The following is a 23,159-nucleotide window of genomic DNA, read 5'->3' as shown; positions in this document are numbered from 1 at the left end:
TCAGGCTTCGAGAATAACGACGGCCGAGGCCGCCGAATAAATGTGGGTAATGCTGAGGTGCAGCCGCGTTACGCCCCGGGCCTGCACCAGTCGGGCCAGCTCGCCAGTCAACTCGAAGCGCGGCGCGCCGTGCTCGTCGTGCGTCACGGCGGCTTCGTGCAGGTCGAAGCTGGCGGCCAGACCCAGACCCAACGCCTTCAGCAGGGCCTCTTTGGCGGCGAAGCGGCCGGCGTAATGCTGGGCGGGCTCGGCCATGCGCTCGCAGTAGGCGATTTCGGCCGGCGCAAACAGCTTGGCGCGGAGCGCAGGACTGCGCGCCAGACGGGCCGCCAGGCGGGCCGGTTCGACGAGGTCGTTGCCGAGGCCGAGTATCATAAATAAAGCAAAAAGAACGTCATGCCGAGCGCAGCGAAGCATCTCGCGTGCTACCACTAATTAATGACGTTGAAATAGTTAAGTCACTATTGCACGCGAGATGCTTCGCTGCGCTCGGCATGACGGTTAAGCCCCTTTCAGCTTCTCAGCGCACTTGGCCAGCTGCTGGCGAATGTGCGTTTCCTCGCCTTTGGAGGCAATTTCCTTGCTCAGGCCCATTTGATAAACGCGCTGTGCCTCGCCAAATCTCTTGTCATAAAACAGCGCGTCGCCGGCCAGCACGTAGGCATGGTAATACTCGGGGTTGAGGCGAATAAGCTCCAGCGGGTCAGCATTAGCGTCGTGGTTTTTGACGCGGACGGCCAGGGCGCGGAAGGCCACGAAATCGACGTAGCCGGCCGAATGCAGGAAGGGCGCGGCCGGAATCGAGTCGACTTCGACCAACTCGTGGTCGGTTTGCAGGTCCTTCATGGCGAAAACTTTGTTGAGGTCGTAGGCCACGTATTTGCCCAGTTGCCAAGGCGCAGCCGCCAACCAGATGATGCGCTTGGCAGGCTGGAAAATCACCGAATGGTGGCAGATGAGCTGGTTCACAGCCTTCTCGTTGCCGTTGCCGATGTTGCGGCCGCCGAGGCCGCCCTGGTCGCGCAGAATGGCGGCGGCCTTCACCGGCGTGAGCGGGCCGGCCTTGGTCATCAGCTCGGCGATGCGCTGCTCGCGATACACCGAGGCGCTTTCGCGCATCTGCTGCTGGTTGAGCGGCGTGTTGCCGAGGCCGGCGCTCTGGTAGTGGTTGGTGCAGATGAGGGCGCGGTTGTTGGGGTCGTACACGGCCACCGAATCGGGCGTTTTCTCGATGACAACGGCCTTGTTATCAGCGGCCGAACCGATGAGCAGCGACTCGGCCACGAAGGTGTGGCGCTTTTTGGCAATGGCCACGGCTTCATCGATGTTACCGGCGTACTGCAGAATCTCGCGGGCCAGCAGCGAAATGGGGGTAGCCGAGCCTGTGGGTAACTCCGATTTGGCAGCGTTCAGCGTGATGGTCAGCCCTTCCATGTTCATGCCCGACACCACGCCCGAAATGCCGCACCAGCTCACCGTCACAAAGCGGTGTCCCTGAGTGGGCGTCACAAAATCAACTACTTTGTTATCAGCGAATTTGTCGCCGACGTAGAAATCGAAGTTGCGGCCAATCAGCAGTTCGCCGTCGGCCGATTTGTCGCCCCAGGTGGCAAACGACGAGCATCCCACCAGCGCCAGGTTTTGCAGGGCGTGGCCGATGTCGTGGGCCGCGTGGTAGTTCATCAGGCGCGGGTAGGCCGGCCCGATTTCGTCGAATTTGGGGTAGGCCGTCTGGGCCACGCCGTAAATTTCGAGGCGCTGCTCTTCGGTCAGGCTGTTTTCGAGGTTGCGGTTGAAAAAGGCAATGAGGTACTTGAGAAACTGGCGATAGAAATGCGAGGGCACCAACTGGCAAATCTGGTCGTAGAAGGCCTGTTCCTGGTATTCGCAGAGGTCGCGACAGAGCTTGCCGTTCACGAGGCCGCGCTCGAAGGGCTGGCCTTCGAGGTGCATTTCCCACCAGCCGCTGCGGCTTTTGCGCAGCCAGTTGTGGCCTAGTACGTAGGCCTGCGGGCCAATCTGGTGGCGCTCCACGTTCAGCAGGGCCGTGGGCGGCACTTCCGGGTGGCGGTGCGCGGCCACCGAATACAAGTAGAGGCCGGTGCCCACCAGCAGCGTCAGCACCGTCAGGGTGCCCATGGCCAGCCATTTAAGAATTCTGCGCATCGTCGATTTTCTGCAAAAGATACGGAAGGCCCACCAGCTCGGAGCACGTCACCAGGGCACTGATGGCCACACCCAACACGCCGTGCATGTTCACATTCTGGCCCGTGAGGAGCAGGTTGGGCAGCTTGGTGCGGTGCGAGATGAAGGTGCGCAGCGGGTCGGTATAGTCCTTGGCGATGCCATAGATGGCGCCGTCGGCCGTGCCCATGTAGTCGCGGAAAGTGAGCGGCGTGGCCGTGTAATAGGACTTGATGGCATCGCGCAACTCGGGGAAACGTAGGTACACTTTTTCGAGCAGGGCCTCGGCCTTGCGCTGCTTGAATTCCTCGTAGCCATTGCCGCGCTCGGTAGGCGTGCGGGCCGTGTTCAGGGTGTCCTGCCACTCGGCTACTTCCTCGAACTTCATGTAGGCCAAGATGGAAATGCCCTCGGCGAACTCCTTGTTGCGCGAAGTGCCCGAGTAGAAGAGCGAGTAGGAGAGGGGCCAGGTGGCTTCGGTGTAGTCCATGCTGGTCCACACGTCGTCGTTCAGGTAGCAGTAGTAGTTGCTGCGGCGGTAGGGGAAGGTGCCGGGCTTGAGCGTGGCGTTGATGACGAAGGCCGACAGCGAATTTTCGAGGCTGAGTACGCGGCGGCGGAAAACCGGCCGAATCAGTTCGGTATCGGTCATTTCATAGGTCTGGGCCGGGTGCACGTTCGAGATGAACAGGTCGGCGGCGAACTCGCGGCCGTCGGCGCAGGCCACGTGGCGTACGGCGCCATCGGCCACCACGAAGCGCGTCACGTCGACGCGGTTGAGCAGCTGGCCGCCGTGGCGACGGATGATGCTGGCCAGGAACTTGGCAATCTGCCCGCCGCCGTCCACGATGCGGTAAGCGCTTTCGATGTAGCTGTTGAGCACCAGCGCGTGCACGTAGAGCGGCGTTTTGTCGCGCATGCCGGCGTAGAGCGGGTTGTTGCCGGCCAGCACATTCTGCAGCTTTACATTATCGGTCAGCGAGGCGATAAAGGCTTGGGTGTCGCGCGACAATGCCCCAGCGTCAGCAGGAGGGCCGGGCGTGGCGGGCTGCAAGCGGTAGAGCGGAAAAGCGTCGCAGATTCGCTGAATTTCGGCGCAGTAAGCTTCAATAGCTGGCCGTTCCTCGGGAAATTCGGCTGCCAGCGTGTTGATGAATCGGTCGTAGCCCTGGGCGTAGTTGAACTCGCGGGCATCGTCGGCCAGCACGATTTTATCGAACGCCGCCTCGTCCAGCTTCTCCAACTTGAGCTTGTCGATGATGCCCAGGTACTTGAAAATGCGGTGCATGTTCTGGCCCGGCTCCAGCCCGCCGATGTAGTGCACGCCCGAATCGAAGAGGTGCTTGTCGCGGGCAAACGACTGCAGGTTGCCGCCGAACTGTTTGTTGCGCTCCAGCACCGTCACCGCGTAGCCCTCCATGCTCAGGATGGCCCCGCAGATGAGCCCGCCTAGGCCGCTGCCCACAATTACGACGGTTTTTGTCGTGCTCTCCATCTAGCCGCGTTTGGTACAGATAAATATCAGGTTGGACGTATAGCGCGTCTGGTCGAGCATGCGCACCTCGAAGCCATTACGGGCCGCGAAGTCAGTAATCACGTCCTGCGAAAGGAAGGACAGACCGCCCTCCGCCGTTTTGTTGAACTTACAAAACCGGGTCGAAAACCATTCAGTCAATTCGGTGCCCCGGTGCCGTGCCGCCAGCTCCGTAAAGCCGTCGCGAACGACGAGCACGCCGTTTTCGGTAAGGCTCGCGGCGCACTTTTGCAGCAGCGCCACCTGCCCCGCCGGTTGCAGGTAGTGCAGCACGTCGCTGAGGATAATAGCTTCCTGTGGCCCGAACTCGGCCGTAAGGGCATCGCCCGGGGCAAAGGCCACGTTGGGGCCGTTCACGTAGCCGTGCTCGGCCACGGCGGTTTTCTCTTCGTCGAAATCAATACCACGCACGGTGCGGCCTTTGGACGTGAGGGCCAGCATGTTGGCCATGAATCCGTAGCCGCAGCCCACGTCCAGAATGCGACCCTGGCGCGGCAGCAGTTCATCGAATACGCGGTAGCTGTTTTCCATCCGCACCTTCACCTTGGCGTACCACTCCAGCACCGGGCCTTTGTAGAGGTAGTTGCCAATGAGGCGGTTGTGGTAATAACCCGGGCTTTCGGCTTCGGCTGCCAGCCGCTGGTATTCGGCCCGAACGTAGCGGCTGATGCCCTTGGTGCGCGCCGCGTAGCCTTCGCCAAACGACGCATCATCGGCGCTGATGCGCGGGAGGAATTTCAGCGTCATCTGCCCGTCGTTCAGGTAAAAGCGGTTTTTGCGCATGGTTTCGCCGCTGCCGTGGATGAGGACGGGCAGAATATCCAGGCCCAACTGTTCGGCCAGGTAAAATGCGCCCTTGTGGAAGCGTCCGATGGTGCCATCGGCCGAGCGGGTGCCTTCGGGGAAGATGACGATGGAGTAGCCCGCGGCCACCTGCGCTCGCAGGCTGGGCATTATTTCCTCGGCGCCCTGGGCGGCCGGGTAGTAGCCGGCCATGCGCACCACCGCCCCGAAAAACGGCGAATTCCACACCCAGTTGTTGGTAAGCAGCACCAGCTTGGGCGTCTGCATCACCAGCAGCAGGATGTCGAGGAAAGACTGGTGGTTGGCGATGACCACGGCCGGCCGGGCGAAATTCTCACCAGTTTCGTTGATGAAAATCTTGCGCACATTGCTCATCACCTTGATGAGCGAGCCCGTGAACTGGCTCAATAGCCAATGGTAGAATAGCTTCTTGCGGGCCTTGGGCAGCGGCAGCAACTTCAGCAGCAGGCCCGAAATATTGAGCAGCAGCGCGCCGAACACGAAGTAGGCAAACGCAAACGTCGACTTGGCCAGGCCCCACAGCGTGTAGGGCCCCTGCCCGCGCGCCGCCGGCCGGCTGATGGCCCAGGCGAACAGGTGCGGCTGCAAGGTCTGCGACACCAGCCACACGCTCAGAATGCCAATAATCGACACGAAGGCCATGGAGCGCAGGGCCGGGTGGTGGGCAAAAAACAGCGTGCCCAGCCCGATTACCGTGGTCACGGCCGAGAGCAGGATGGAGAGGCTGGTGGTGCCGGCCTCGCGCTCGCCGGTGGCGTACTGGTGCTGCATGCCGTCCATGGTGAAGATGCAGTAGTCGTCGCCCAGCGCAAACACCAGCGTGGAGAGGATGATGTTGATAATGTTGAACTTGAGGCCCAGCAGCGCCATCAGGCCCAAAATCCAAATCCAGGCCACCATCATGGGAATGAATGCGATGAGGGCCAGCTCGATGCGCCCGTAGGAGAGCAGCAGCGCCACGAACACCAGTAGCGAAGTCCAGAATGCAATGAAGGTGAACTCCTGGTTCACGATTTTCACCAGCGTGTCGGTGAGGTACTGGCGGTCGAAGATGGCCACGCCGGGAAAGCCGCCTAACTGCTTATACAGGTTGGCCGTATGGCCGGGCGTGGTCGTGAGCAGGCTCAACACGGTGGCCTGGCCGGGCTTTTCCTCAATCAGGTTGTTCAGGAAAGCATTGCGCAAGGTGCCCTCGGCTTCGGCCGAAAGCGGCTCGTAAGTCTTGCCCACCAGTTCGCGGAACGGCTCAAACGCCGTGGGCGAAAACTTGTGCTTCGCGCCTGCCGCCACCAACCGGCCCAGCACCGTGGCTTGGCGCTCGGGCGTCCAGTAGGCGCGCCAGCGGGCGAGGCGGCGCTGCTGCTCGGCTCGCGACGCCAGCAGCACCGACACGCCCGAGAAGTGCAGCACTTGGCCCTGGCGCTGCAGTTTGGCCACGGCGGGCAGCACCGTTTCGTTGCGGGCTAGGGCCTGGTCGAGGGTAGGCGCGCTGCTCACCAGAAACACGGTTTTCTTCGATAGCGACGAAATGCGGTTGAGCAGCGCTTCCGACTGCCGCAACTCGGGCGTCATGAAATTCACCTGGCTCATGTCGTTTTCGAAGCCGACGCCGAACGAGAAGTACAGCAGCACCGGCGTGAGCACCAGCAGCACCACTAGCCAGGCCGGGTGCGCGTGGAAGCGGGCCACCAGCGCCTTCAGGCGGTTGGGCGGGGCCACGGCCAGGGCGGCCACGCCGGCCGCGTCGTCGGGCAGCAGGTGGGGCAGGAAAACCAGCGTGGCAACGGCCGCGCCCACTAGGCTAAGGCCGGCAAAGGTGCCCAAATCCTGCAGCACGGGCACATTTACGAACTGCAGACACAGAAAGCCCGCAATAGTGGTGAGGCTGCCAATGGTGAGCGGGAAGGCCAGCTCCTTAATCACCGTTTCGGCGTGGGGGTGGAAGCGGTGGTGGGTGAGGTAGTGCAGCGAGTAGTTCACGGCAATGCCCAGCACCACCGAGCCCGCCGCCACGGCAATCACCGAAATCGAGCCCTTGAAGGTGGCAATGACGGCCAGCGCAAACAACCCGCCCATCACCACCGGCACCAGCATGAGACCGGCCGCCGACAGCCGCCGGAAAAACAGCAGAATCACGCCCAGCAGCAGGGCCAGCGAAATCAGCAGCGTCAGGTGGGTGTCGGCCCGAATCTGGGTGGCGTTGGCGGCGGCCACGGCGGGCGCGCCGAAGTAGTGCACCCGGTAGCGCCCGCCCGCTTTTGCCTGGATGAGTTCATCAAGCTTGGCGAAAAATTCGATATTCTTCGCGGTATTACCCGACGGGTATTTCGGGTCTATGAACAGGAACACATGCCGCCGGTCGCGCGAGAAGAAATGGTCGTTGTAGAGCTCCACGTTCTCATCGGGCTTGAAGTCCTTGAGCTTGTTGAGCACCACGTAGCCGAAGCCCAGTGGGTCGGCGGCGATGAAGGGGCGCAGGGCCACGCCGGCCGGCCCAATCAGGGTGCGGTAGTTGGCATCGACGGTGCGGGCCACGGCGGCCGGCGCGGTGGCCGAGTCGATTCGCGCGTAGTCGCCGGCTTCCAGAAACAGCGGCAGGTTGTAGTGAATTGTGCCGAACACGTCGAAAATCAGGCTGTCGTTCGACGTGTAGCGGAAGGTTTCGACCCAGGGCTTCAGCTGCTGGTTGATGCCGGTGGCCAACTCGTCGGCGAAGGCGGCGTGGGCGGCGGGCTGCGGCGTATGCGTTGTGTCGATGTCAGAGATGAAAAGCACCACGCGGTCGGTGAACTTCGAGCTGGCCATGAAGTGGCTGAAGTCGTCCATCCGCTTCTCATGGGGCAGCATCTGCATCACGTTTTCCTCCAGCCGAATGCGCGAGGCGAGGCCGCCCAACACCAGCAGTGTCGCGCCAAATACCGCGAAAAACAGCGCCCGGCGCGCCCGGAAAAACCGATAAATCAGCAGGAAAAAATTATCCATGAGCCGCTACTGGTCGTTGTTTGCCGCGGTGGTAGCACAACTGCCCCACGTAGGTAGCCGTGCCCGCCAGCAGCGCCGCGCCGGCCGCCAACAGCCAGGCTCCAATGAAATACTGCACGAAGTTCTGATGAATGGAGGCCAGCGTGAGGCCATCGGCCGAAGCCAGCCGCAGCGGCCGCGTCACCATCAGTCCGCCAATCAAGTAGCTCAGATACAAGATAAACGGTATCATCGGTGGCAGGCTGACGTTGGCGGCCAGCACCACGAGGTAGCGGTTCAGCCGCAGCGCAATGGCTACCGGGATGGCTACCAGCAGCTGAAACCCCCAAATCGGCGCGATGCCCATGAACACGCCAAACGCTACCGACAACGCTTTGTGGCTGGCCGACTCTTCATTGTTGAAAATCTGGCCGAACAACCAGGTATAGGTTTCGCGCCGAAACAGGCTGCTGATAAACCGCTTGGGCTTGACATACAGCAACGTAATAATGACCAATACCGTGTTCAGCACGCTGATGCGCGAGAAATCGTGGAAGGGCCGGAAGTGCGTAATCCGCTCCTTGCCCGGCGCGTAGTACACCGCAATTGGCACCGAGCCGATGGGCACGCCCGCCCAGGCGGCCCGCACCAGCACCTCAATCTCAAACTCGTACTTGGGTGTGAAAAACCGCATGCCGCGCAGCTGCGCCAGCGGATAGAGTCGGTAGCCGCTCTGCGTATCGGGGGCGCGCAGTCCGGTTTCAAACCAGAACCAGAAGTTCGAAAACTTGTGCCCGAAGCTGCTTTTACCCGGAATGCCGTCCTGAGCCATGTTGCGGGCCCCAATCAGCAGGGCCGGCCCTTCGGCCTCCAGCTTATCAATAAACGTGGGCAAATCGGTGGCGAAGTGCTGCCCATCCGAGTCGATGGTAATGGCGTAGTCGTAGCCCGCTTCGGTTGCGGCCTTAAAGCCCTGGCGCAGCGCCCAGCCTTTGCCCACGTTCTGCGGGTAGCTCACCAGTTTCACCTCCGGAAAACCTTGCAGGATTTCGGCCGTGGTGTCGGTCGAGCCGTCGTTTACCACAATGATGTTGCTCGTGAATTGCTGCACCTCGCGCACCACCCGGGCCAGCGTGCCGGCGTTGTTATACGTCGGGATGATGACGCACAGCTTAAGCCGGTCGCAGCGCTCCTGAAGCAGGGGTAAGGCTGTGGTTACGTGGTGCATAGTGGGCCTGCTGCAACCGGATGAATCGGGTGGTATCAGCTGAAATCGTGGCCTCCGACAACAGAATGCCACTTTCCGAACTCTCAAAGTTAAGCCGCACGTCCACTACCGCGTGCGCCTGCGGCGTGAGTACCGTGAGAAACTTCACGTTGCCCGCTTGGGTGAGTTGCAAGCGCTGCCCGATGGCGCTTTCCAGCAACTCCTTGATGATTTGCAGCATGCACACGCCCGGCACCACCGGCTGCCCCGGAAAATGCCCCGCGAAAATGGCGTGGTCCGGGTTCAGGCGAATAGTGGCCTGCATGTGGGTGGCCGTGGTTTCGGGGACGGTTTCGAGGGTGTAGAAGGAGTTCTGGAGCATGTTGGGGTAGAGACGCATTTTTGCATCTCATCGTTAAACGGTGTAGAGCCGCAATATTTTGCGGCTCACCGGACACGCCGTTCGGGAATCGTTCAACTGAGCCGTTCAATGACGAGACGCAAAATATTACGTCTCTACCGCGCAATCTGCTTCAGCGCGATGGTAAATGGGAACAGCTTGTGGTCGATGAACACCGAATCGGGCATGCCGCCGGTGCGGCCCTTCAACGTCACGAGCACCTTTTCCTTGCGAGCCGAGGCATTTTCAATGCGTGAAATCTCTCGGGTAGCCGCGTCGGTCACGTAAGTTGTCGTTTCCTTGCTGCTGGCGAAGGTGTAGAACCGCTGCTGGTCCTGCACGAAAACCTTGCCCTGTGCGTAATCTAAATCCGTCATCAGCACAAAGCCGATGTCTTTGTGCAGCTGGTTGATGACGGCTTTTTTGTTGAGTTGGTCGATGCAATGCTCCACCGTGAACTGATGGTCGGCGAAGCGGAAGTCGAAAAAGTTCAGCCCCATCTCATTCGTGAACACCACCCGAAACGACTCATCGGGCTGCTTCTTGAAGAACAGCAGGCCGCTCAGGTGCTTGCCCACCACGTCAATCTGAGTGCGGTAGAGCGTGGTCGTAAACTTCGGCTGTAAGGCCCGCAGCGCGCTCGCGTCGCCGGCCACGGCCGTGCGGCCGGGGTAGCTCAGGCGGGCGCAGCCCAGACACAGCAGCAGCGCGGCGCTACCTAATGCTGAATACCTCATCGCCAATCGGAGTATTCAACTGCTTGTGCACGAACGTAATTACGGTGTTGTCGCCCATGCTTTCCTTCATGTCGAGCTGGTCAATGGAAAAGTCGTCTTTGCCGATGAAAATGCGGATGGTGGCAAATAGCTTGCGCATTTCCTTGGCCTGGGGCACGAGGTCGAGGCAGTAGCTTTTGTCGCTCTCGTAAATTTTGGTCTGGAAATCCTTGCTGTCCAGCGCGCGGCCCTGCACGCAGTCCACCACCACCTGGTTGATGACCTTGAACAGCTTGTTGTCGCCGGCCGAGTACACCTTACGCTTCTGCTGGTCCTGAATCAGGATTTTGTCGCCGTTGATAACCAGCAGGTATTTGTAGGGCTGGGTGTATTCCATCCGCACCTTGTTATTCTTCTTAAAGTAGAACAGGCCTTCGGAGGTGATTTTTTCCGACAGCATGCTCAGGTTTTTCTCCTGATGGAAGCTGCTTTTGATGGATTGCGTGCTCCCGGCCGCCTTCGCGTAGTTTTTGCGGAAGTAGCTGTCGTCGCTCACCGGTTTGTAGCCCTTGGGCTGCGCCAGCGCGGTAAAGGCTGGCAGCAGCGCCAGCAGCAGGAAAAGAAGCTTATGCATAAGGAGTAACGCCGAGTAACTGGTCGAGGGGCACCACGCGGAAGCCTCGTTCCCGGGCCCGCCGCAAGAATTCATCCAATACGGCAGCCGTCGCGGCCGAGGTATCGTGGAACAAAAAAACAGCACCCGGCGCTAATGCCGCCGTTACCTTATTCAACAGCTGCGCTTCATCCTTCGCTACGGTATCGAGCGAGCGCACGCTCCAGCCAATGCACTGGTGCCCGCTGGCACGAATTGCGCGTCCAAAGTTGGGCGTCGTCACGCCGTAGGGCGGCCGGAACAGGCGCGGCCGCCGCCCGGTAGCCGCCGCAATGGCCGCGTCGGTTTCGGCAATTTCGGCCCGCAGCCGGCGCGGCGAAAACAGGTCGATGAAATAGCTGTGCGTGAAGGTGTGGTTGCCGATGAGGTGCCCGGCTGCATCAATTTGCCGCAGCATTTCCGGCTGCTGGCGCGCCCGCTGGCCAATGCAGAAAAACGTGGCCGGGGCCGCGTGCCGCGCCAGAATCTCCAGAACCTGAGCGGTGCCGGGTACCGGCCCGTCGTCAAATGTGAGAGCAATGTGAGGATGGTCGGTGGGCCCGCGCCACATGGTTTCCACAAAAAACGATGAGCTGATGCGCGACGAGCCATAAGCCGCGGCCGCCACGTAGGCCGCCACCGGTACGGCCAGCCAAGCCAGCGACGCATCGGCCCACCACCACAGCGCCAGCACCAACGCAACGCCCGCCGCCAGCATCAGCAGCGCCCGGCGATACGTCAGCATGCCTGCAGCAGCATGAGCGACTGGTGCTGCTGCTGAAAGCGGTTGTAGATGAGGATAGTGCGCGGGATATCGGCCGGGCGCGGCGTGCTTTCGGTGCCGGCCAACAACTCTGCGCCCAGGCGCAGGGCAAAGGCGCTGGCCGTGGGGTACTCGCCGCACAGGTGCTTGAACTTGTGCACCGGTCCCGAGTGGCCGAAATCAGTTGCGAAGCGCTGGATGGCCGCGTCGTTTTCTTGGTCGCCGTTTTCGCCGGTTATCAAAAGGTCGACCCAGGTTAATTGATTTGCGGTTAGCAGTTGCCGGGCCACGGCCGCCGCCTTTTCGGGTGTGCCAAACGACACGGTGCGCACCGCCAGCAGCTGCGCACGGGCCGTGGGGCCGGCCTCGCCCGATACCAGAAAAAACGTGGCCCCTTCGCCGGCCCAGGTTCCCGGCGTGCCCTGGTCGTACAGCTCATCGAGCGGCCCGCCGGGCTGCTGCGACTTGAACGTTTTCAGGCGCGAAAGCACCGTGAAGCTGGTATCTGTCAGCTCATCAATGCCGCCCACCAGCAGGCGCTGGGCCGGCTGCTCGTGAGCCAGCAGCTGGGCATCAATCAGGGCGCTTTCGAAGGAAATGTTGCGGTGCGAAAACGTGTTGTTGTAGCCCCGGCACTTGAGATGGTAGGCCACCTGCGCCGCAATAGTGTTGTGCGTGGAGTAGATAAACGACGTGGGGCTGAGCATATCCTCGCCATTCACTACCAGTTTTTGCAGGAAGGCCACGGTGTCTTCGAGGCAGCCCCAACCAGTGCCGGCCACCACGCCATCAACCGGGCCGCCGCCGGACCCCCGAACGGCCTGCACCGCCGCCGCGATGCCCATTTTCACGATGCGGCTCATGCGCCGGCTGGCCCGCGCATCGATGAAATCCAGGTAATTGGGTTCGATGGCGTGCAGGCGGTTGCCGGCGCGCGCCTCCGCCGGCTCGGGCGCGTGGCCGAGGGCGGGAGCGGGGTCAACCGAGCCAATTCCGTGAATAAAAAGCGCCATTCGTTAAGCCCGGGAGAAGAGAAGCGAGGAGCAGTTGCCGCCGAAACCGAACGAGTTCGACAGCACGTGCCGCACGCTGGTATCGACGTGGAACTGCTGCACCGGCCGCAGCGCCGGCCCCTCAACCGGCGTGGCAAACGAAAAGTTGGGAAACATCAGCCCGTCGCGCACCGCCAGGGCCGAAAACACCGCCTCAATGGCCCCGCTGGCCGCCAGCGTGTGCCCCGTAAACGACTTGGTGGAGCTAAGCTTGGGCACCGCCTCCCCAAAAATCCGGCGAATGGCCGCGCCCTCGGCCAGGTCGTTGTTTTCGGTGCCGGTGCCGTGCAGGTTCACGTAGCCGATGTCGGCCGGTTGCAGATTGGCGGCAGCCAAAGCCTGCGTCATGGCCAGGAAGGGGCCTTCGCCGTCGTCGGAAAGGGCCGTCTGGTGGTGGGCGTCGTTGGTGTTGCCGAAGCCGCTGAGCTGGCAGAAAACGTTGGCTCCGCTGGCGGCGGCCAGGTCGGCGCGCATCAGCACCACGTAGGCGGCGCCCTCGCCCAGGTTCAGGCCCTCGCGGCTGGCGTCGAGGGGGCGGCTCTGCTGTCGGTCCACAATCATTAACGTATTAAAGCCGTTGAAAGTGAAGCGGGTAAGTGGGTCGGCCCCGCCGGCTACCACAATGTCGAGCTGGCCGCTTTCAATCATCCGGGCGCCCAGCATAATGGCGTTGGCCGACGACGAGCAGGCCGTGCTGATGGTCGTCACGAAGTCGTGAATGCCCAGCTTCTCGGCCACGAAATCCGTCGATTTCCCGCAGTCGTGGTTGATAACCTGCCGCAGGTCGCCGGCCGTCGAAGCCTGCACGTAGTCTTTGAAAAACGACTCCGTTTTATCCATCCCGCCCACGCTGGTGGCTGAGATAAAGCCCACGCGCTGCTCCTCGCGCAGCGTGGCGGGCACCGAGGCATACGCCTCGCGGGCCGCGTGGTGGCTGAGCAGAATGGTGCGGCTGAGGCGGGCGGGCAGGCCCTGCTGGGCCGCCAGGGCGGCGTTGCTCAGCGGCACTTCGCCAAACACGTAGTCGTCGCGGTGGCGCGTGGGCAGGTGTTGCGCTGGCCCGATGCCGGACGCGTGCGCCCGGAACGAAGCCATTACCTCGTCCTGATTCGTGCCCAGCGCACAAATAATGCCCACGCCCGTTACCGCTACGCCCATGGTCTACTTGCGGTGCGTGGTGATGTAGTCGGCCATTGAATTCACCGTGGCCAGCACCTGCGGGCCGTTGTCGGCCTTGGTGAGGCGGATGCCGAAGTGCTGTTGCAGCATCACGATGATTTCGAGCGCGTCAATCGAGTCCAGTCCCAGGCCTTCGCCGAAGATGGGCTGGTCGTCGGCGATGGCCTCGGGCTTCACGTCTTTCAGGTTGAGATGCTCGACGAGCAGCTCCTTCAATTGTTGTTTCAGTGCGTCCATTGCGGGCTTACGTAGAAAAAAGCTGCTGCACGTTGTCCGGAGAAAACGCGGGCAGGGCAGGGTCGGTACTGGCTCCCACGGCGTAAAGAAACGCCCGGTAGCCCCGAGTTGAGAAGTCAAGCCACCCCCCCAGCGCGGTGGTCAGGGTGCCGGCGGCGAGCAGGCTATCCAAATAAGAAACCTGCGGCGCGGCCTCGTAGTTCGCCGCCACAAACAGCATGTTTTCGCCCTTGATGCCGTGGCGGATGCAGATTTCGCCCAGCGCGATGTTGGGCAGCGTGTACACGAACAGCGCCGGGCTGGGCCGCTGCTGCACCACCTGCGCTTGATAGCGCAGGTCGGCATCGAGGCTCGAAGTGGCGTTAGCTGCCACAATGCCGCGCCGCTCGGGCGCGGTGCCAGCCAGCAGGTCGGTGTCAGTTAGCAGGAATTCAGCCGCCAGAAAACCCAGCTTCGCCAAGTTATCCATCTTATGAAACTTGGGATATTCAATTCCCAAATTCCGATAAGCGGTTTCCGCAAATTCTGGAAATGACCCCGTCGGTCCCGCCAGCACGCGCTGCCCGTTCACGCGCACCGCGTGGTCGGCAATCGAGCAGGTACGTAGAATTCTCGGGGCGGAAAGCATCAGGAACAGGGGAGGAGCGGCGGTAGCGCGGGGCAAAGGTCGGGCAAAATCGCGGGCTATTCGCGCACGAAAACCAGCGCCCCGTTGCAACCACCGAAGCCGCTGGCAGTTTTCAGGGCCACGCGCGAATTGGCAGCGGCGGCAACCGCCGAAACGGCCAGCGGCTGCGGCTGCATGGGCTGCGAGTAGCCCGCTGTGGGCAGTAGTTGCCCGTGCTGCAGCGCCAGCACGCTCAGCACCGACTCGACCAGCCCGGCCGCGCCCAGCGTGTGGCCCAGCGCGCCCTTCACGCTACTAACCGGCCGGCCGGCCACGCCCGCCAGCGCAAAGGCCTTAGCTTCCATCGCATCGTTGAAGGGCGTGGCCGTGCCGTGGCCCGCGATAAAATCGACCGAATCAGCTGGTAGCGCGGCCCCGGCCAGCGCTTCGCCAATGGCGTTGGCCAGCTCCTGTCCGGTGCGAGAGGGACCGGAAATGTGGTTGGCATCGTTGGAAATGGCCCCACCCGCCAGCCGCACCACCGGGCCAACCATGGCGGCCGGCGTGGTCGCCGTGAGCACCATTGTAGCCGCTGCTTCGCCCAGGTTGATGCCGTCACGGTCTTCCGAAAACGGCCGGCACGGCCCCGCGCTCAGCGCCTGAAACGCCTGAAAGCCCGACAGCACGAAGCGGCTCACGGTATCAGCCCCGGCTACCACGGCCGCGTCGTATTGCCCGCTGGCCAGCAGCCGCTGCGCCACCAGCAGCGCCGCCACGCCCGAAATGCAGGCATTCGACACCACCATCGGTGCGGCCGGGCTGCCGAAATACGCAGCCACCACCCGCGACGAGTGCGTTAGCTGCAACTGCTCGAACAAATCATCAGTAAGCTGCGGTTCATCATCGAGCAGGCCAATATTACCCTTCGTAGTGGCCAGTACCAGCACCGTGCGCGGCGATGTCAGGTCGACTTCGGTTTGGGCCGTGGCTTCGGCAATCGAAGCAATGAGCAGCTGCTCGAAGCGCGTGTATTCACTGAGCGGGCCCAGCTGGGTAGGCGGCTGCCAGTCGGCAGACAGTTTCGAGGCCCACACCGGCTCGCCACCGGCAAACACCGGCGGGTATTCAGCCACAGCTGAGCGGCCCGCCAGCACCGCCGCGAACGTCGCGGCCGAAGTGTCGCCGAGCGGCGAAATGATGTTGTGCGCCGCGATGTAAGCCATTATGCCGGAGTTACTGCTGGCAGCATGCGTTGCTTCCAGTCCTCGAAAAAAGCCGGCATACTCAGCAGCAATTCGCGCGAGTGCCGGTCGAGAAACACCTGCGTGGTGCTGCCGGAGGCCACCAACTCGTGCCGCGCCAGCTGATATATTTTGTAGTCGAAATGAATGCGCGCCGCCGGATTGTCGACGTAAGTCGTTTCAATCAGAATGGAGTCGCCGTAGGTGAGCGGGCGTTTGTAGTCGCAGGTCAGCTGCACGATGGGTGTAACGAGGCCATTCCCGTACACGTCGAGGTAGCCCAGGCCGTGCTCGGCCCCAAATGCCTCGCGGCCGTCCTCGAAATAGCGCACGTAGTGGCCGTGCCAGGCAATGCCCAGTGAGTCCACCTCGTTGAACCGGACTTTAACCTCGGTGCGCGTCGTGAGGGTAGCGGCCGGGTTATTTGCTGGCGTACTTCTTCTTCCAGTCGCCATAATGCTGCTTAATTGCCGTAATACCGGCGTTGAGTGGGTGCGCCCAGTGATTGCGGAAGCCCACGCCCGCGCCCCCGCTGCTGATGCGCTGCGTGAAGAGCATTTTCTTGGTGGCCAGGTCCACAAACGCAGCCCAAAATACTTCTGATTCGTTCCTTTTGTCGAGGGTTTCGACCACAAAAACCAGCCCGACACCGGTACGGCCCGTCGGGTAGTCGTAGCGCTGCACCAATTCCGCCACCATTTCCGGCGTGAAGCCGGGGCGCAAGCCCGTTTTGGCGGGCACAATGATGGTGGCCGTATCAATCTTGGCGTTTACCGACTCGGCAATGTTTATGGCGTAGTCTACCGGGCCGGAGCGGCGCAGGGCCTTCTGCAGGTCGTACTTGCTGGCTTCCTTCACCAGCAGCTCGTCAATCTTCGTGAATAAACCTTTCATCTCACCCGGGTTCACGGTCAGCGGGTCGCCGTAGTAGCGGGTGGCCGAGAAGTCGACGCCCATGAAGGTGAGCGGCAGTTCGGGCTTGTTCAGGAATTCGCCAAACGTCTGGGCTTGCGCGCCAAGGGCCGAAAAGGAAAGCAACGCTGCCAGCAGAGTAGTCTTGAGCATACGGAAAAGGGAAAATGGAAAGGATAAAAATGGCCCGCCGAATGCAGGGAGCCAAGGCACGCAGCTACTCGGAATCTTTAATAAAAATGCGCATTTCGCACTCGGCAAAGGTAGCGCCCGCGGCCCTCACCGTGCCGCGCACGATGGTAAATTCGAGCACTTGGTTCTGCACCAGCACTTCGGTGGTGAGCACAGTGCCCACGGCCGGCAGCGCCCCCACGCGCAGGTCCTTGATGGCCGCGATAAAGCCGATGGGCGGCGCGCCCGCCCCGCCCTGCTGGTAGCCGTAGCCCGCGCCGGCCGCCGCCGTCTGGGCAATGTTCTCAATCAGCCCCGCCTCACTCAGGTAGCCGTCCTCCACCAGCACCAAATCGGCCGGCACCTGGAACTGGCTCACAGTCCGGTCGTTGGCGCACTCAAGCAAGGCGTCAATCAGTAACATAGGCGGGCGCTGGGGCAGCAGGCGGGTGAGGGCCTCTCCGGTGGCAATCATGCGGTGGCGTTCCAGAAATCGTAGTAGTTGAACCACTGCGCCGGGTACTGGCGCACTTTGGCTTCGAGGGTGCGGGCGTAGGCGGCCGCAATGGTGCCCACAGTATCGTGCTGGGCTGTGCGGTAGCGCTGCGGCGGCGTGGCCGACAACTGGTAGTGCGTGGCCGTTTCCTTGAAAGCGTACACGAACGTCACCGGCGCCGAAAACTTCAGCGCCAGCAGAAACGGCCCCTCCGGAAAGCGGGCCGGCGCGCCCAGAAAATCCTGGCTCAATGTTTTGGTGCCGGGCAGAAAACGGTCGGCGTGAATGCACACCAATTCGTTGGCCGCCAGCGCGGCGTTTATTTTGAAGATGTGCGACAGGTCCTTCTGCACGAAAATGACCTGGAATTTCTTGTTGGCCGACTGCTGCAGAAACTGCTTGATGTTGGCCTCCTCGCCGTCGTACATCACAATGCTCACCGGCCGGTTCAGGCGGCTCAGCAATTGGCCGGCGGCTTCCCAGTTGCCAGCGTGCGCGCTCAGCAGAATGCCGCCCTCGCCCAGCGCCACCATGGCATCGAGGTGCTGCCCGCCATCAAACGCAAACGTGAAGGCCGACTGCTGGCCCGCCAGCACGGCAAACTTGTCAATCAGCGTTTGCCCGAACCGAAAGTAGTTGACGTACAGCAGCCGCAGTGCCTTCAGGGCCGGGAAATGCAGCCGGCGGCGGTATAAGTCCAGAATAGGAGCGGAGCTTTTCGGCGAAAAGCAGAAGTAGTAGCCCGCCACAAACAGCAGGATGAAATACGCCGCCCACACGCCCAGGTGCCGGATGAAAAACCCAAAAATGCGGTAGCCCGTGACCGTCGCCTGCGAGCGGCCCTGCCAGTTAGTCATCCAGCAGGCCGATTTTGGCGAAGATGTACTGGTAAAAATCGTTGAAGGTCTTGATGCCGGGGAAATCCTCGGGCTTCACTTTGAAGCCGAAGTTGCTCTCCGTCATCACCACCAGGTCGATGTAGTCGAGGCTATCGAGGCCCAGCGTCGTGTTCAGGTTGGCGTCGGGCTGAATCGTGTCAATATCTACTTCAAATTCTTCGGATAGAAATTCGTTGATAGTGGAAATAACCTCAGCCTTGGTTTTTACTGGTGCTTCCATTTTTTGATAATTAAAGAAGAATTGGTGCCTCCGAAACCGAAGGAATTGGAAAGGAAAGTGTCGATAGTCGTTTCGGTCGCTTTGCTGATAATGTTGAGTTTAGCCGAGTCAGCGTCGGGGTTTTCAAAGTTAATATTCGGGGCCACAAATCCGTGCTCCATCATCAGCATCGAGTACACGATTTCGCTGGCGCCGGCCATCCAGCACTCGTGCCCGGTCATCGACTTGGTGGAGCTGACTGGCGTGCCGTACGCCCCAAAAATCTCGGCAATGGCGCGGGCCTCGCTGGCATCGCCGGCCGGCGTGGAGGTGGCGTGGGCGTTGATGTAGTCGATGTCGGCGGCCTGCAAACCGGCGTCGGCCAGCGACTTGGCCAGCGCGCGCACGGGGCCTTCCACCGTGGGGTTGGAGATGTGGCCGCCGTTGGACGAAAAGCCGTAGCCCACCACCTCGCCGTAGATGCGCGCCCCGCGCCGCTGCGCCGATTCCAGGCTTTCGAGAATCACCGTCGCCGCGCCGCCGCTGGGTACCAGGCCGTCGCGGTCGCGGTCGAAAGGCCGTGAAGCCTGGGCCGGCGCATCCTCCCGGATGGAGAAAGCCGACAGCGCGTCGAAGTTGCCCATGGCGTACTTGTTGATTTCCTGGGCTCCACCGCACAGTATCATGTCCTGCAAGCCGCTCTTAATCATCAGGTAGCCCATGCCGATGGAGTGAGAGCCGCTGGCGCAGGCCGCGCTCAAGGTCAGGTTGATGCCTTTGAGCGGGAAGATGGTGGCCAAGTTCATAGTCACCGTCGAGTTCATGGTCTGGAAGATGGAGCCCGAGCCCAGCAGCGTCGTGTCTTTCTTGGCCCGGATGATGTCGATGGCCTCAATCACCGGCTGGGCCGAGCTATCGTTGCCGAAGATGATACCCACCTCATTATCCACGAAATAGCCCGCGTCGATGCCCGCCGTGCGCATGGCCTCGGTGGTCGACATGTAGGCGTATTCGCCCTGCTCGGGCAGGTTGATGCGGGCGCGGCGGTCGAGCTTGCCCTTCAGCTCGGGGCGGGGCACGGTGCCGGTGAGGCCCGAGCGGTAGCCGAAGTCCTTACGCTCCTGGTCGACCACGATGCCCGACTTGCCGGCGTACAGCGCATCGCGCACGTCCTCAAGGTTCTGCCCGAGGCAGGAGTAGATGCCGAGGCCAGTCACGACCACTCTGTTCATGGTTGTTGGCGGAAAGTTGAGATTAAAGCGAGGTTAAAGATACTGGCCTGGCCGGAATTTTCCGCGTATCCAGCGGTTCAACTGCCCTGATTTCATCAAGAGTTCACCCGGCCGGCCCATCCGCTTTAGGAGTAGAGGCCGCCGTTGATGGACAGCACTTCGCCGGTGATGTAGGAGCTGGCCGGCGAGGCGAAAAAGGCCACGGCCTCCGCCACTTCCTCGGGCTGGCCAAAGCGGCGCATCGGAATCATGTTCACCAGCTCGCTCTCTTTCAGGTCGCTGGTCATATCGGTTTTGATGAAGCCGGGGGCCACGGCATTCACCGTAATGTTGCGCCGGGCCACTTCCTGCGCCAGCGCCTTGGTGGCCCCGATGAGGCCGGCTTTGGCCGCCGAGTAGTTGGTTTGGCCCGGCAGGCCCTTCTGGCCCGACAGCGACACCACGTTGATAACCCGCCCGAACTTGGCGGTGAGCATGCCGTTGATAACGTGCTTGGTAACGTAGAAAAACGAGTCCAGACTAGTCGAAATCACGCCCTTCCACTGCTCATCGGTCATCCAGATAAACAGGCTGTCTTCGCGGATGCCGGCGTTGTTCACCAGTACTTCAATTTTAGCCTCTTTGTGGGCTTCAACCCAGCCGCCTAGCACCTCGTCCACGTGGTCCTTATTGGCCACATCGAAGGGCAGCAACTCGCAGGTCACGCCAGCAGCTTCTACGGCAGCTTTGGTGGTTTCGGCCTCGGCGTGGTTCGACTTGTAGTTGAGCAGAATGTGGTAGCCCATGCCGGCTAGCTTGATGGCCACGGCCCGGCCAATGCCGCGGGAACCTCCGGTGATTAAAGCGTATTTCACGTAGCGTAGGCGTTTTTGCAGCGGTTAGAGAAGGCCGAGGTCTTCGGATTGGATGAGGGCAACCACCTGGCGCAGGCGCAGGAAATGCGGCTGGTCGGCCAGCACTTGCGGGAACACGGCGCGCACCTGCTCGTAGGCGGCGCGGCAGCGGGGCGACAGCCGCCCGGCCACGCCCAGGTGGTCGACGGCCTGCATCACGGCCACGGCGTGGATGGCCAGCACCTCGGCCGCGTTGCCAATTACCTTGCGGGCGATGACGGCGGCGTTGGTGCCCATGCTCACAATGTCCTGGTTGTCATTGTTGTTTGGGATGCTGTGCACGTACACCGGCATGCACAGCGACTGGCATTCGGCCACCGTGGAAGTAGCGGTAAACTGCATGCCCTGCAGGCCGAAGTTCAGCCCCAGCTTGCCCGTGTTGATAAAAGGCGGCAGTTTCTGGTTCAGCTTGTCATTCAGCAGGTAGTTGAGCTGCCGCTCGCTGAGCATGGCCAGCTTGGTGATGGCAATTTTCAGCTTGTCCATCTCGAAGGCCACGTAGTCGCCGTGGAAATTGCCGCCGTGGAAGACGTTTTCGTTCTCAAAGTCCACCACCGGGTTGTCGTTCACCGAGGCCACTTCATCGAGCACCACCTGCTCGGCCTGCCGGAAAGCATCGAGCACCGGCCCGAGCACCTGCGGCACGCAGCGCAGCGAGTAATACTCCTGCACTTTATCAGTGAGCACGTCGGTGGCGTGGTTTTCTTCCTTATACAGCACCTCGTGGCGCTGCCGCACCAGGTCCGAGCCTTCGTTCAGGGTGCGCAGCGCGGCGGCCACGGCGGCCTGCCCGGGGTGCAGCTTCACCGCGTTCAACTCCGCCGATACGGCATCGTCGTAGGCTTCCACCAGCTGGTTGATGGTGCCCGACAGCAGCAGGCACCAGTTGATGACGCGGCGGGCAGCCAGCAAATTCACCACGCCCACGCCGGCCATGGCTGAAGTGCCATTGAGCAGCGCCAGCCCTTCGCGGAAGTGAATGGTGAGTGGCGTGAGGCCGGCTTCACGTAGGGCCTCGCCGGCGGGGCGCACCCGGCCGCGGTCAAGCACCTCGCCTTCGCCGATGAGGGCCAGCGCCAGGTGGGCCAGCTGAACGAGGTCGCCGCTGGCGCCCACGCCGCCGTGCTCGTAGATGCAGGGCAGCAGGTCGCGGTTAATCAGCTCGCCCAGCAGGTGCACCAATTCGGGGTGCACGCCCGAGTAGCCGCGCAGCAGGCTGCACAGCCGGGCCAGCATCAGGGCCTTGATTTCGAGCGGTGGGAGCAGGTTGCCCAAGCCGGTGCAGTGGCTGCGGATAAGGTTGAGCTGGAGGGCATGCAGGTCGGCGTCGCCAATCTTGTACTGCGCCATCGGTCCGAAGCCGGTGTTGATGCCGTAAATCAGCTTGCCCGTGGAAAACCTTTTCAGGAATTCGTAGCTGGCCGCCACGCGCTCCAACGCCGCCGGGGCCAGGCTGATATGCCGCCCGCCGTAGAGCACGGCGTGGAAGTCATCCAGCGTCAGCCGCGCCTCACCCACCAGCACCGGCTGCGTAGTCGGGGCGGCCGAAGCAACGCCATTAACAGAGTGGGAATGGGGCATGGATGGAGAGCGGGAGCGAATGTAAAGCTATGGGATAAAACAGATAACAGAAGCCGAAATTAAGCGAATCAAGCAGGCTTAACTGGATTTCTCTGATAACTGAACATAGTGAAAAGCCTACAAAAGTACCATGAATCCCCCGAATCTGAAAGCAAAAAAAGCCCGCCCCAAAACGCATTGTTTGGAGCGGGCCGAGGGGTTTGGAAGCGGCAATTGCTACTTCAGCAGCTCGTGCAGCACGGTTTGCATAGAAATAGTCCGGTTGCCGGCTTCCTGGATGATGAGCGAGCCGGGCGCGTCGAGCACGGCATCGGACACTTCCACGTTGCGGCGCACGGGCAAACAGTGCAGGAATTTAGCACCGTCGGTCAGGGCCATGTGCTCGGGAGTAAGCATCCAGGCAGGGTCGTTGCCGAGCACTTGGCCGTAGTCGAGGTAGCTGCTCCAGTTTTTGGCTTGCACGTAGTCGGCGCCTTCGAGGGCTTTCTTCTGGTCGTATTCGATGCGGGCGCCTTTGGTGAATTTGGGGTCCAGCTCGTAGCCCTCGGGGTGGGTGATGACGAAGTCGACCCAGTCGATTTCCGAGAACCAGTCGCAGAAGGAGTTGGGCACGCACTGGGGCAGGGCGCGCACGTGCGGAGCCCAGGTGAGCACCACTTTCACGCGCTCCTTCTGCTTGGTTTCGGCCACCGTAATGAGGTCGGCGAACGACTGCAACGGGTGCAGCGTGGCGCTTTCCAGGCTGATGACGGGCACGGTGGCGTACTGCAGAATCTTACTGAACACGACTTCGCCGTAGTCCTCGGCCTTGTCCTTGAGGGTGGGGAAGGTGCGCACGCCCAGTACGTCGCAGTACTGGCTCATTACTGCGATGGCGTCCTTGATGTGCTCCTGGGTGCCGCCGTTCATTACTGCGCCGTCGGCCATTTCCAGGGTCCAGGAGTCGGCTCCGGCGTTGAGCACCCAGGCTTGCGCGCCCAGGTTGTAGGCCGCCTTCACCGAGCTGAGCCGGGTGCGCAGGCTGGGGTTGAAGAAGATGAGGCCGACGGTTTTATTGCGCCCGATGTGCTGGTAGCCGTAGGGGTTGGCCTTGATTTCCAGGGCTTGCTGCAACAGGGCTTTGTAGTCGCCCGCATCGGCGAAGGAGGTGAAGTTTTTCATAATAATTCAGTGTCAAAAAGAACGTCATGCTGAGCTTGTCGAAGCATCTCTACCGCA

General features: G+C 61.5%; 23 protein-coding genes. All 23 read right to left on the bottom strand.

Features of this window, described 5'->3' with window-relative positions; all coding sequences use genetic code 11:
* On the bottom strand, positions 1 to 375 hold the full coding sequence (gene acpS / locus MON38_RS03110; protein ID WP_241934669.1) for a holo-ACP synthase: 375 nt from the start codon (positions 373 to 375) through the stop codon (positions 1 to 3).
* Between the two features lie 126 nt (positions 376 to 501).
* Complete coding sequence (locus tag MON38_RS03105; RefSeq protein WP_241934668.1) at positions 502 to 2,166, bottom strand: C45 family autoproteolytic acyltransferase/hydrolase; 1,665 nt, start codon at positions 2,164 to 2,166, stop codon at positions 502 to 504.
* On the bottom strand, positions 2,150 to 3,679 hold the full coding sequence (locus MON38_RS03100; RefSeq protein ID WP_241934667.1) for a phytoene desaturase family protein: 1,530 nt from the start codon (positions 3,677 to 3,679) through the stop codon (positions 2,150 to 2,152). The genes MON38_RS03105 and MON38_RS03100 overlap by 17 nt, the downstream gene beginning before the upstream one ends.
* Positions 3,680 to 7,525, bottom strand: coding sequence for a trifunctional MMPL family transporter/lysophospholipid acyltransferase/class I SAM-dependent methyltransferase (locus MON38_RS03095; RefSeq protein WP_241934666.1), 3,846 nt, complete (start codon positions 7,523 to 7,525; stop codon positions 3,680 to 3,682). It abuts the gene before it with no gap.
* Positions 7,518 to 8,732, bottom strand: a complete 1,215-nt coding sequence (locus tag MON38_RS03090; RefSeq protein ID WP_241934665.1) for a DUF2062 domain-containing protein — start codon at positions 8,730 to 8,732, stop codon at positions 7,518 to 7,520. Before MON38_RS03090 ends, MON38_RS03095 begins: the two co-directional genes overlap by 8 nt.
* Positions 8,677 to 9,111, bottom strand: a complete 435-nt coding sequence (locus MON38_RS03085) for an ApeI family dehydratase (protein ID WP_241934664.1) — start codon at positions 9,109 to 9,111, stop codon at positions 8,677 to 8,679. The genes MON38_RS03090 and MON38_RS03085 overlap by 56 nt, the downstream gene beginning before the upstream one ends.
* Positions 9,112 to 9,227: 116 nt before the next feature.
* Entirely contained in the window at positions 9,228 to 9,848 is a 621-nt protein-coding gene (lolB2, locus tag MON38_RS03080) for a flexirubin biosynthesis protein LolB2 (RefSeq protein WP_241934663.1), read from the bottom strand.
* Positions 9,826 to 10,461: a flexirubin biosynthesis/transport protein LolA2 gene (gene lolA2, locus MON38_RS03075; RefSeq protein WP_241934662.1), complete on the bottom strand. Its 636-nt coding sequence runs from the start codon at positions 10,459 to 10,461 to the stop codon at positions 9,826 to 9,828. The genes lolB2 and lolA2 overlap by 23 nt, the downstream gene beginning before the upstream one ends.
* Positions 10,454 to 11,224, bottom strand: a complete 771-nt coding sequence (locus tag MON38_RS03070) for a polysaccharide deacetylase family protein (protein WP_241934661.1) — start codon at positions 11,222 to 11,224, stop codon at positions 10,454 to 10,456. The genes lolA2 and MON38_RS03070 overlap by 8 nt, the downstream gene beginning before the upstream one ends.
* Positions 11,218 to 12,255 carry a beta-ketoacyl synthase chain length factor gene (locus MON38_RS03065; protein ID WP_241934660.1) on the bottom strand — a complete coding sequence of 346 codons (1,038 nt, stop codon included), beginning with the start codon at positions 12,253 to 12,255 and terminating at the stop codon, positions 11,218 to 11,220. The genes MON38_RS03070 and MON38_RS03065 overlap by 7 nt, the downstream gene beginning before the upstream one ends.
* Positions 12,256 to 12,258: 3 nt before the next feature.
* Positions 12,259 to 13,452: a beta-ketoacyl-[acyl-carrier-protein] synthase family protein gene (locus tag MON38_RS03060; RefSeq protein ID WP_241934659.1), complete on the bottom strand. Its 1,194-nt coding sequence runs from the start codon at positions 13,450 to 13,452 to the stop codon at positions 12,259 to 12,261.
* A 3-nt stretch (positions 13,453 to 13,455) separates the two neighbouring features.
* On the bottom strand, positions 13,456 to 13,710 hold the full coding sequence (locus MON38_RS03055; RefSeq protein ID WP_241934658.1) for a phosphopantetheine-binding protein: 255 nt from the start codon (positions 13,708 to 13,710) through the stop codon (positions 13,456 to 13,458).
* Positions 13,711 to 13,717: 7 nt separating this feature from the next.
* Positions 13,718 to 14,179 (bottom strand): beta-ketoacyl-[acyl-carrier-protein] synthase family protein, encoded by a 462-nt coding sequence (locus MON38_RS03050; protein WP_241934657.1) that lies wholly within the window; start codon positions 14,177 to 14,179, stop codon positions 13,718 to 13,720.
* A gap of 215 nt (positions 14,180 to 14,394) precedes the next feature.
* On the bottom strand, positions 14,395 to 15,540 hold the full coding sequence (locus MON38_RS03045) for a beta-ketoacyl synthase N-terminal-like domain-containing protein (RefSeq protein ID WP_241934656.1): 1,146 nt from the start codon (positions 15,538 to 15,540) through the stop codon (positions 14,395 to 14,397).
* Positions 15,540 to 16,013, bottom strand: a complete 474-nt coding sequence (locus MON38_RS03040; protein ID WP_241934655.1) for an acyl-CoA thioesterase — start codon at positions 16,011 to 16,013, stop codon at positions 15,540 to 15,542. The genes MON38_RS03045 and MON38_RS03040 overlap by 1 nt, the downstream gene beginning before the upstream one ends.
* Positions 15,979 to 16,623, bottom strand: coding sequence for a hypothetical protein (locus tag MON38_RS03035; RefSeq protein ID WP_241934654.1), 645 nt, complete (start codon positions 16,621 to 16,623; stop codon positions 15,979 to 15,981). The genes MON38_RS03040 and MON38_RS03035 overlap by 35 nt, the downstream gene beginning before the upstream one ends.
* Positions 16,624 to 16,687: 64 nt before the next feature.
* Positions 16,688 to 17,116, bottom strand: a complete 429-nt coding sequence (locus MON38_RS03030) for a hotdog family protein (RefSeq protein ID WP_241934653.1) — start codon at positions 17,114 to 17,116, stop codon at positions 16,688 to 16,690.
* The gene (locus MON38_RS03025; protein WP_241934652.1) at positions 17,113 to 17,994 is read right to left on the bottom strand and encodes a lysophospholipid acyltransferase family protein; all 882 of its coding nucleotides are present in this window, start codon (positions 17,992 to 17,994) and stop codon (positions 17,113 to 17,115) included. The genes MON38_RS03030 and MON38_RS03025 overlap by 4 nt, the downstream gene beginning before the upstream one ends.
* On the bottom strand, positions 17,987 to 18,256 hold the full coding sequence (locus MON38_RS03020) for a phosphopantetheine-binding protein (RefSeq protein ID WP_241934651.1): 270 nt from the start codon (positions 18,254 to 18,256) through the stop codon (positions 17,987 to 17,989). The genes MON38_RS03025 and MON38_RS03020 overlap by 8 nt, the downstream gene beginning before the upstream one ends.
* A complete protein-coding gene (locus MON38_RS03015; protein ID WP_241934650.1) occupies positions 18,241 to 19,467 on the bottom strand; it encodes a beta-ketoacyl-[acyl-carrier-protein] synthase family protein in 1,227 nt (408 codons plus the stop codon). Before MON38_RS03015 ends, MON38_RS03020 begins: the two co-directional genes overlap by 16 nt.
* 125 nt (positions 19,468 to 19,592) lie before the next feature.
* Positions 19,593 to 20,321, bottom strand: coding sequence for a flexirubin biosynthesis SDR family reductase FlxB (gene flxB, locus MON38_RS03010; protein ID WP_241934649.1), 729 nt, complete (start codon positions 20,319 to 20,321; stop codon positions 19,593 to 19,595).
* 24 nt (positions 20,322 to 20,345) lie between these two features.
* Positions 20,346 to 21,941, bottom strand: a complete 1,596-nt coding sequence (flxA, locus tag MON38_RS03005) for a flexirubin biosynthesis tyrosine ammonia-lyase FlxA (RefSeq protein WP_241934648.1) — start codon at positions 21,939 to 21,941, stop codon at positions 20,346 to 20,348.
* A gap of 216 nt (positions 21,942 to 22,157) precedes the next feature.
* On the bottom strand, positions 22,158 to 23,102 hold the full coding sequence (locus MON38_RS03000) for a Rossmann-fold NAD(P)-binding domain-containing protein (RefSeq protein ID WP_241934647.1): 945 nt from the start codon (positions 23,100 to 23,102) through the stop codon (positions 22,158 to 22,160).
* Positions 23,103 to 23,159: the final 57 nt, after the last annotated feature.

This window comes from Hymenobacter cyanobacteriorum, from assembly GCF_022631375.1.
Lineage (GTDB): Bacteria > Bacteroidota > Bacteroidia > Cytophagales > Hymenobacteraceae > Hymenobacter > Hymenobacter cyanobacteriorum.
Note: the sequence above shows the minus strand (reverse complement) of the source record. Positions and strands in the feature narration are given on the sequence as shown.

Coding starts and splice junctions, on each gene's coding strand:
- acpS (WP_241934669.1), bottom strand. CDS start 375: ATGATACTCGGCCTCGGCAACGACCTCGTCGAACCGGCCCGCCTGGCG.
- MON38_RS03105 (WP_241934668.1), bottom strand. CDS start 2,166: ATGCGCAGAATTCTTAAATGGCTGGCCATGGGCACCCTGACGGTGCTG.
- MON38_RS03100 (WP_241934667.1), bottom strand. CDS start 3,679: ATGGAGAGCACGACAAAAACCGTCGTAATTGTGGGCAGCGGCCTAGGC.
- MON38_RS03095 (WP_241934666.1), bottom strand. CDS start 7,525: ATGGATAATTTTTTCCTGCTGATTTATCGGTTTTTCCGGGCGCGCCGG.
- MON38_RS03090 (WP_241934665.1), bottom strand. CDS start 8,732: ATGCACCACGTAACCACAGCCTTACCCCTGCTTCAGGAGCGCTGCGAC.
- MON38_RS03085 (WP_241934664.1), bottom strand. CDS start 9,111: ATGCGTCTCTACCCCAACATGCTCCAGAACTCCTTCTACACCCTCGAA.
- lolB2 (WP_241934663.1), bottom strand. CDS start 9,848: ATGAGGTATTCAGCATTAGGTAGCGCCGCGCTGCTGCTGTGTCTGGGC.
- lolA2 (WP_241934662.1), bottom strand. CDS start 10,461: ATGCATAAGCTTCTTTTCCTGCTGCTGGCGCTGCTGCCAGCCTTTACC.
- MON38_RS03070 (WP_241934661.1), bottom strand. CDS start 11,224: ATGCTGACGTATCGCCGGGCGCTGCTGATGCTGGCGGCGGGCGTTGCG.
- MON38_RS03065 (WP_241934660.1), bottom strand. CDS start 12,255: ATGGCGCTTTTTATTCACGGAATTGGCTCGGTTGACCCCGCTCCCGCC.
- MON38_RS03060 (WP_241934659.1), bottom strand. CDS start 13,452: ATGGGCGTAGCGGTAACGGGCGTGGGCATTATTTGTGCGCTGGGCACG.
- MON38_RS03055 (WP_241934658.1), bottom strand. CDS start 13,710: ATGGACGCACTGAAACAACAATTGAAGGAGCTGCTCGTCGAGCATCTC.
- MON38_RS03050 (WP_241934657.1), bottom strand. CDS start 14,179: ATGGATAACTTGGCGAAGCTGGGTTTTCTGGCGGCTGAATTCCTGCTA.
- MON38_RS03045 (WP_241934656.1), bottom strand. CDS start 15,540: ATGGCTTACATCGCGGCGCACAACATCATTTCGCCGCTCGGCGACACT.
- MON38_RS03040 (WP_241934655.1), bottom strand. CDS start 16,013: ATGGCGACTGGAAGAAGAAGTACGCCAGCAAATAACCCGGCCGCTACC.
- MON38_RS03035 (WP_241934654.1), bottom strand. CDS start 16,623: ATGCTCAAGACTACTCTGCTGGCAGCGTTGCTTTCCTTTTCGGCCCTT.
- MON38_RS03030 (WP_241934653.1), bottom strand. CDS start 17,116: ATGATTGCCACCGGAGAGGCCCTCACCCGCCTGCTGCCCCAGCGCCCG.
- MON38_RS03025 (WP_241934652.1), bottom strand. CDS start 17,994: ATGACTAACTGGCAGGGCCGCTCGCAGGCGACGGTCACGGGCTACCGC.
- MON38_RS03020 (WP_241934651.1), bottom strand. CDS start 18,256: ATGGAAGCACCAGTAAAAACCAAGGCTGAGGTTATTTCCACTATCAAC.
- MON38_RS03015 (WP_241934650.1), bottom strand. CDS start 19,467: ATGAACAGAGTGGTCGTGACTGGCCTCGGCATCTACTCCTGCCTCGGG.
- flxA (WP_241934648.1), bottom strand. CDS start 21,941: ATGCCCCATTCCCACTCTGTTAATGGCGTTGCTTCGGCCGCCCCGACT.
- MON38_RS03000 (WP_241934647.1), bottom strand. CDS start 23,102: ATGAAAAACTTCACCTCCTTCGCCGATGCGGGCGACTACAAAGCCCTG.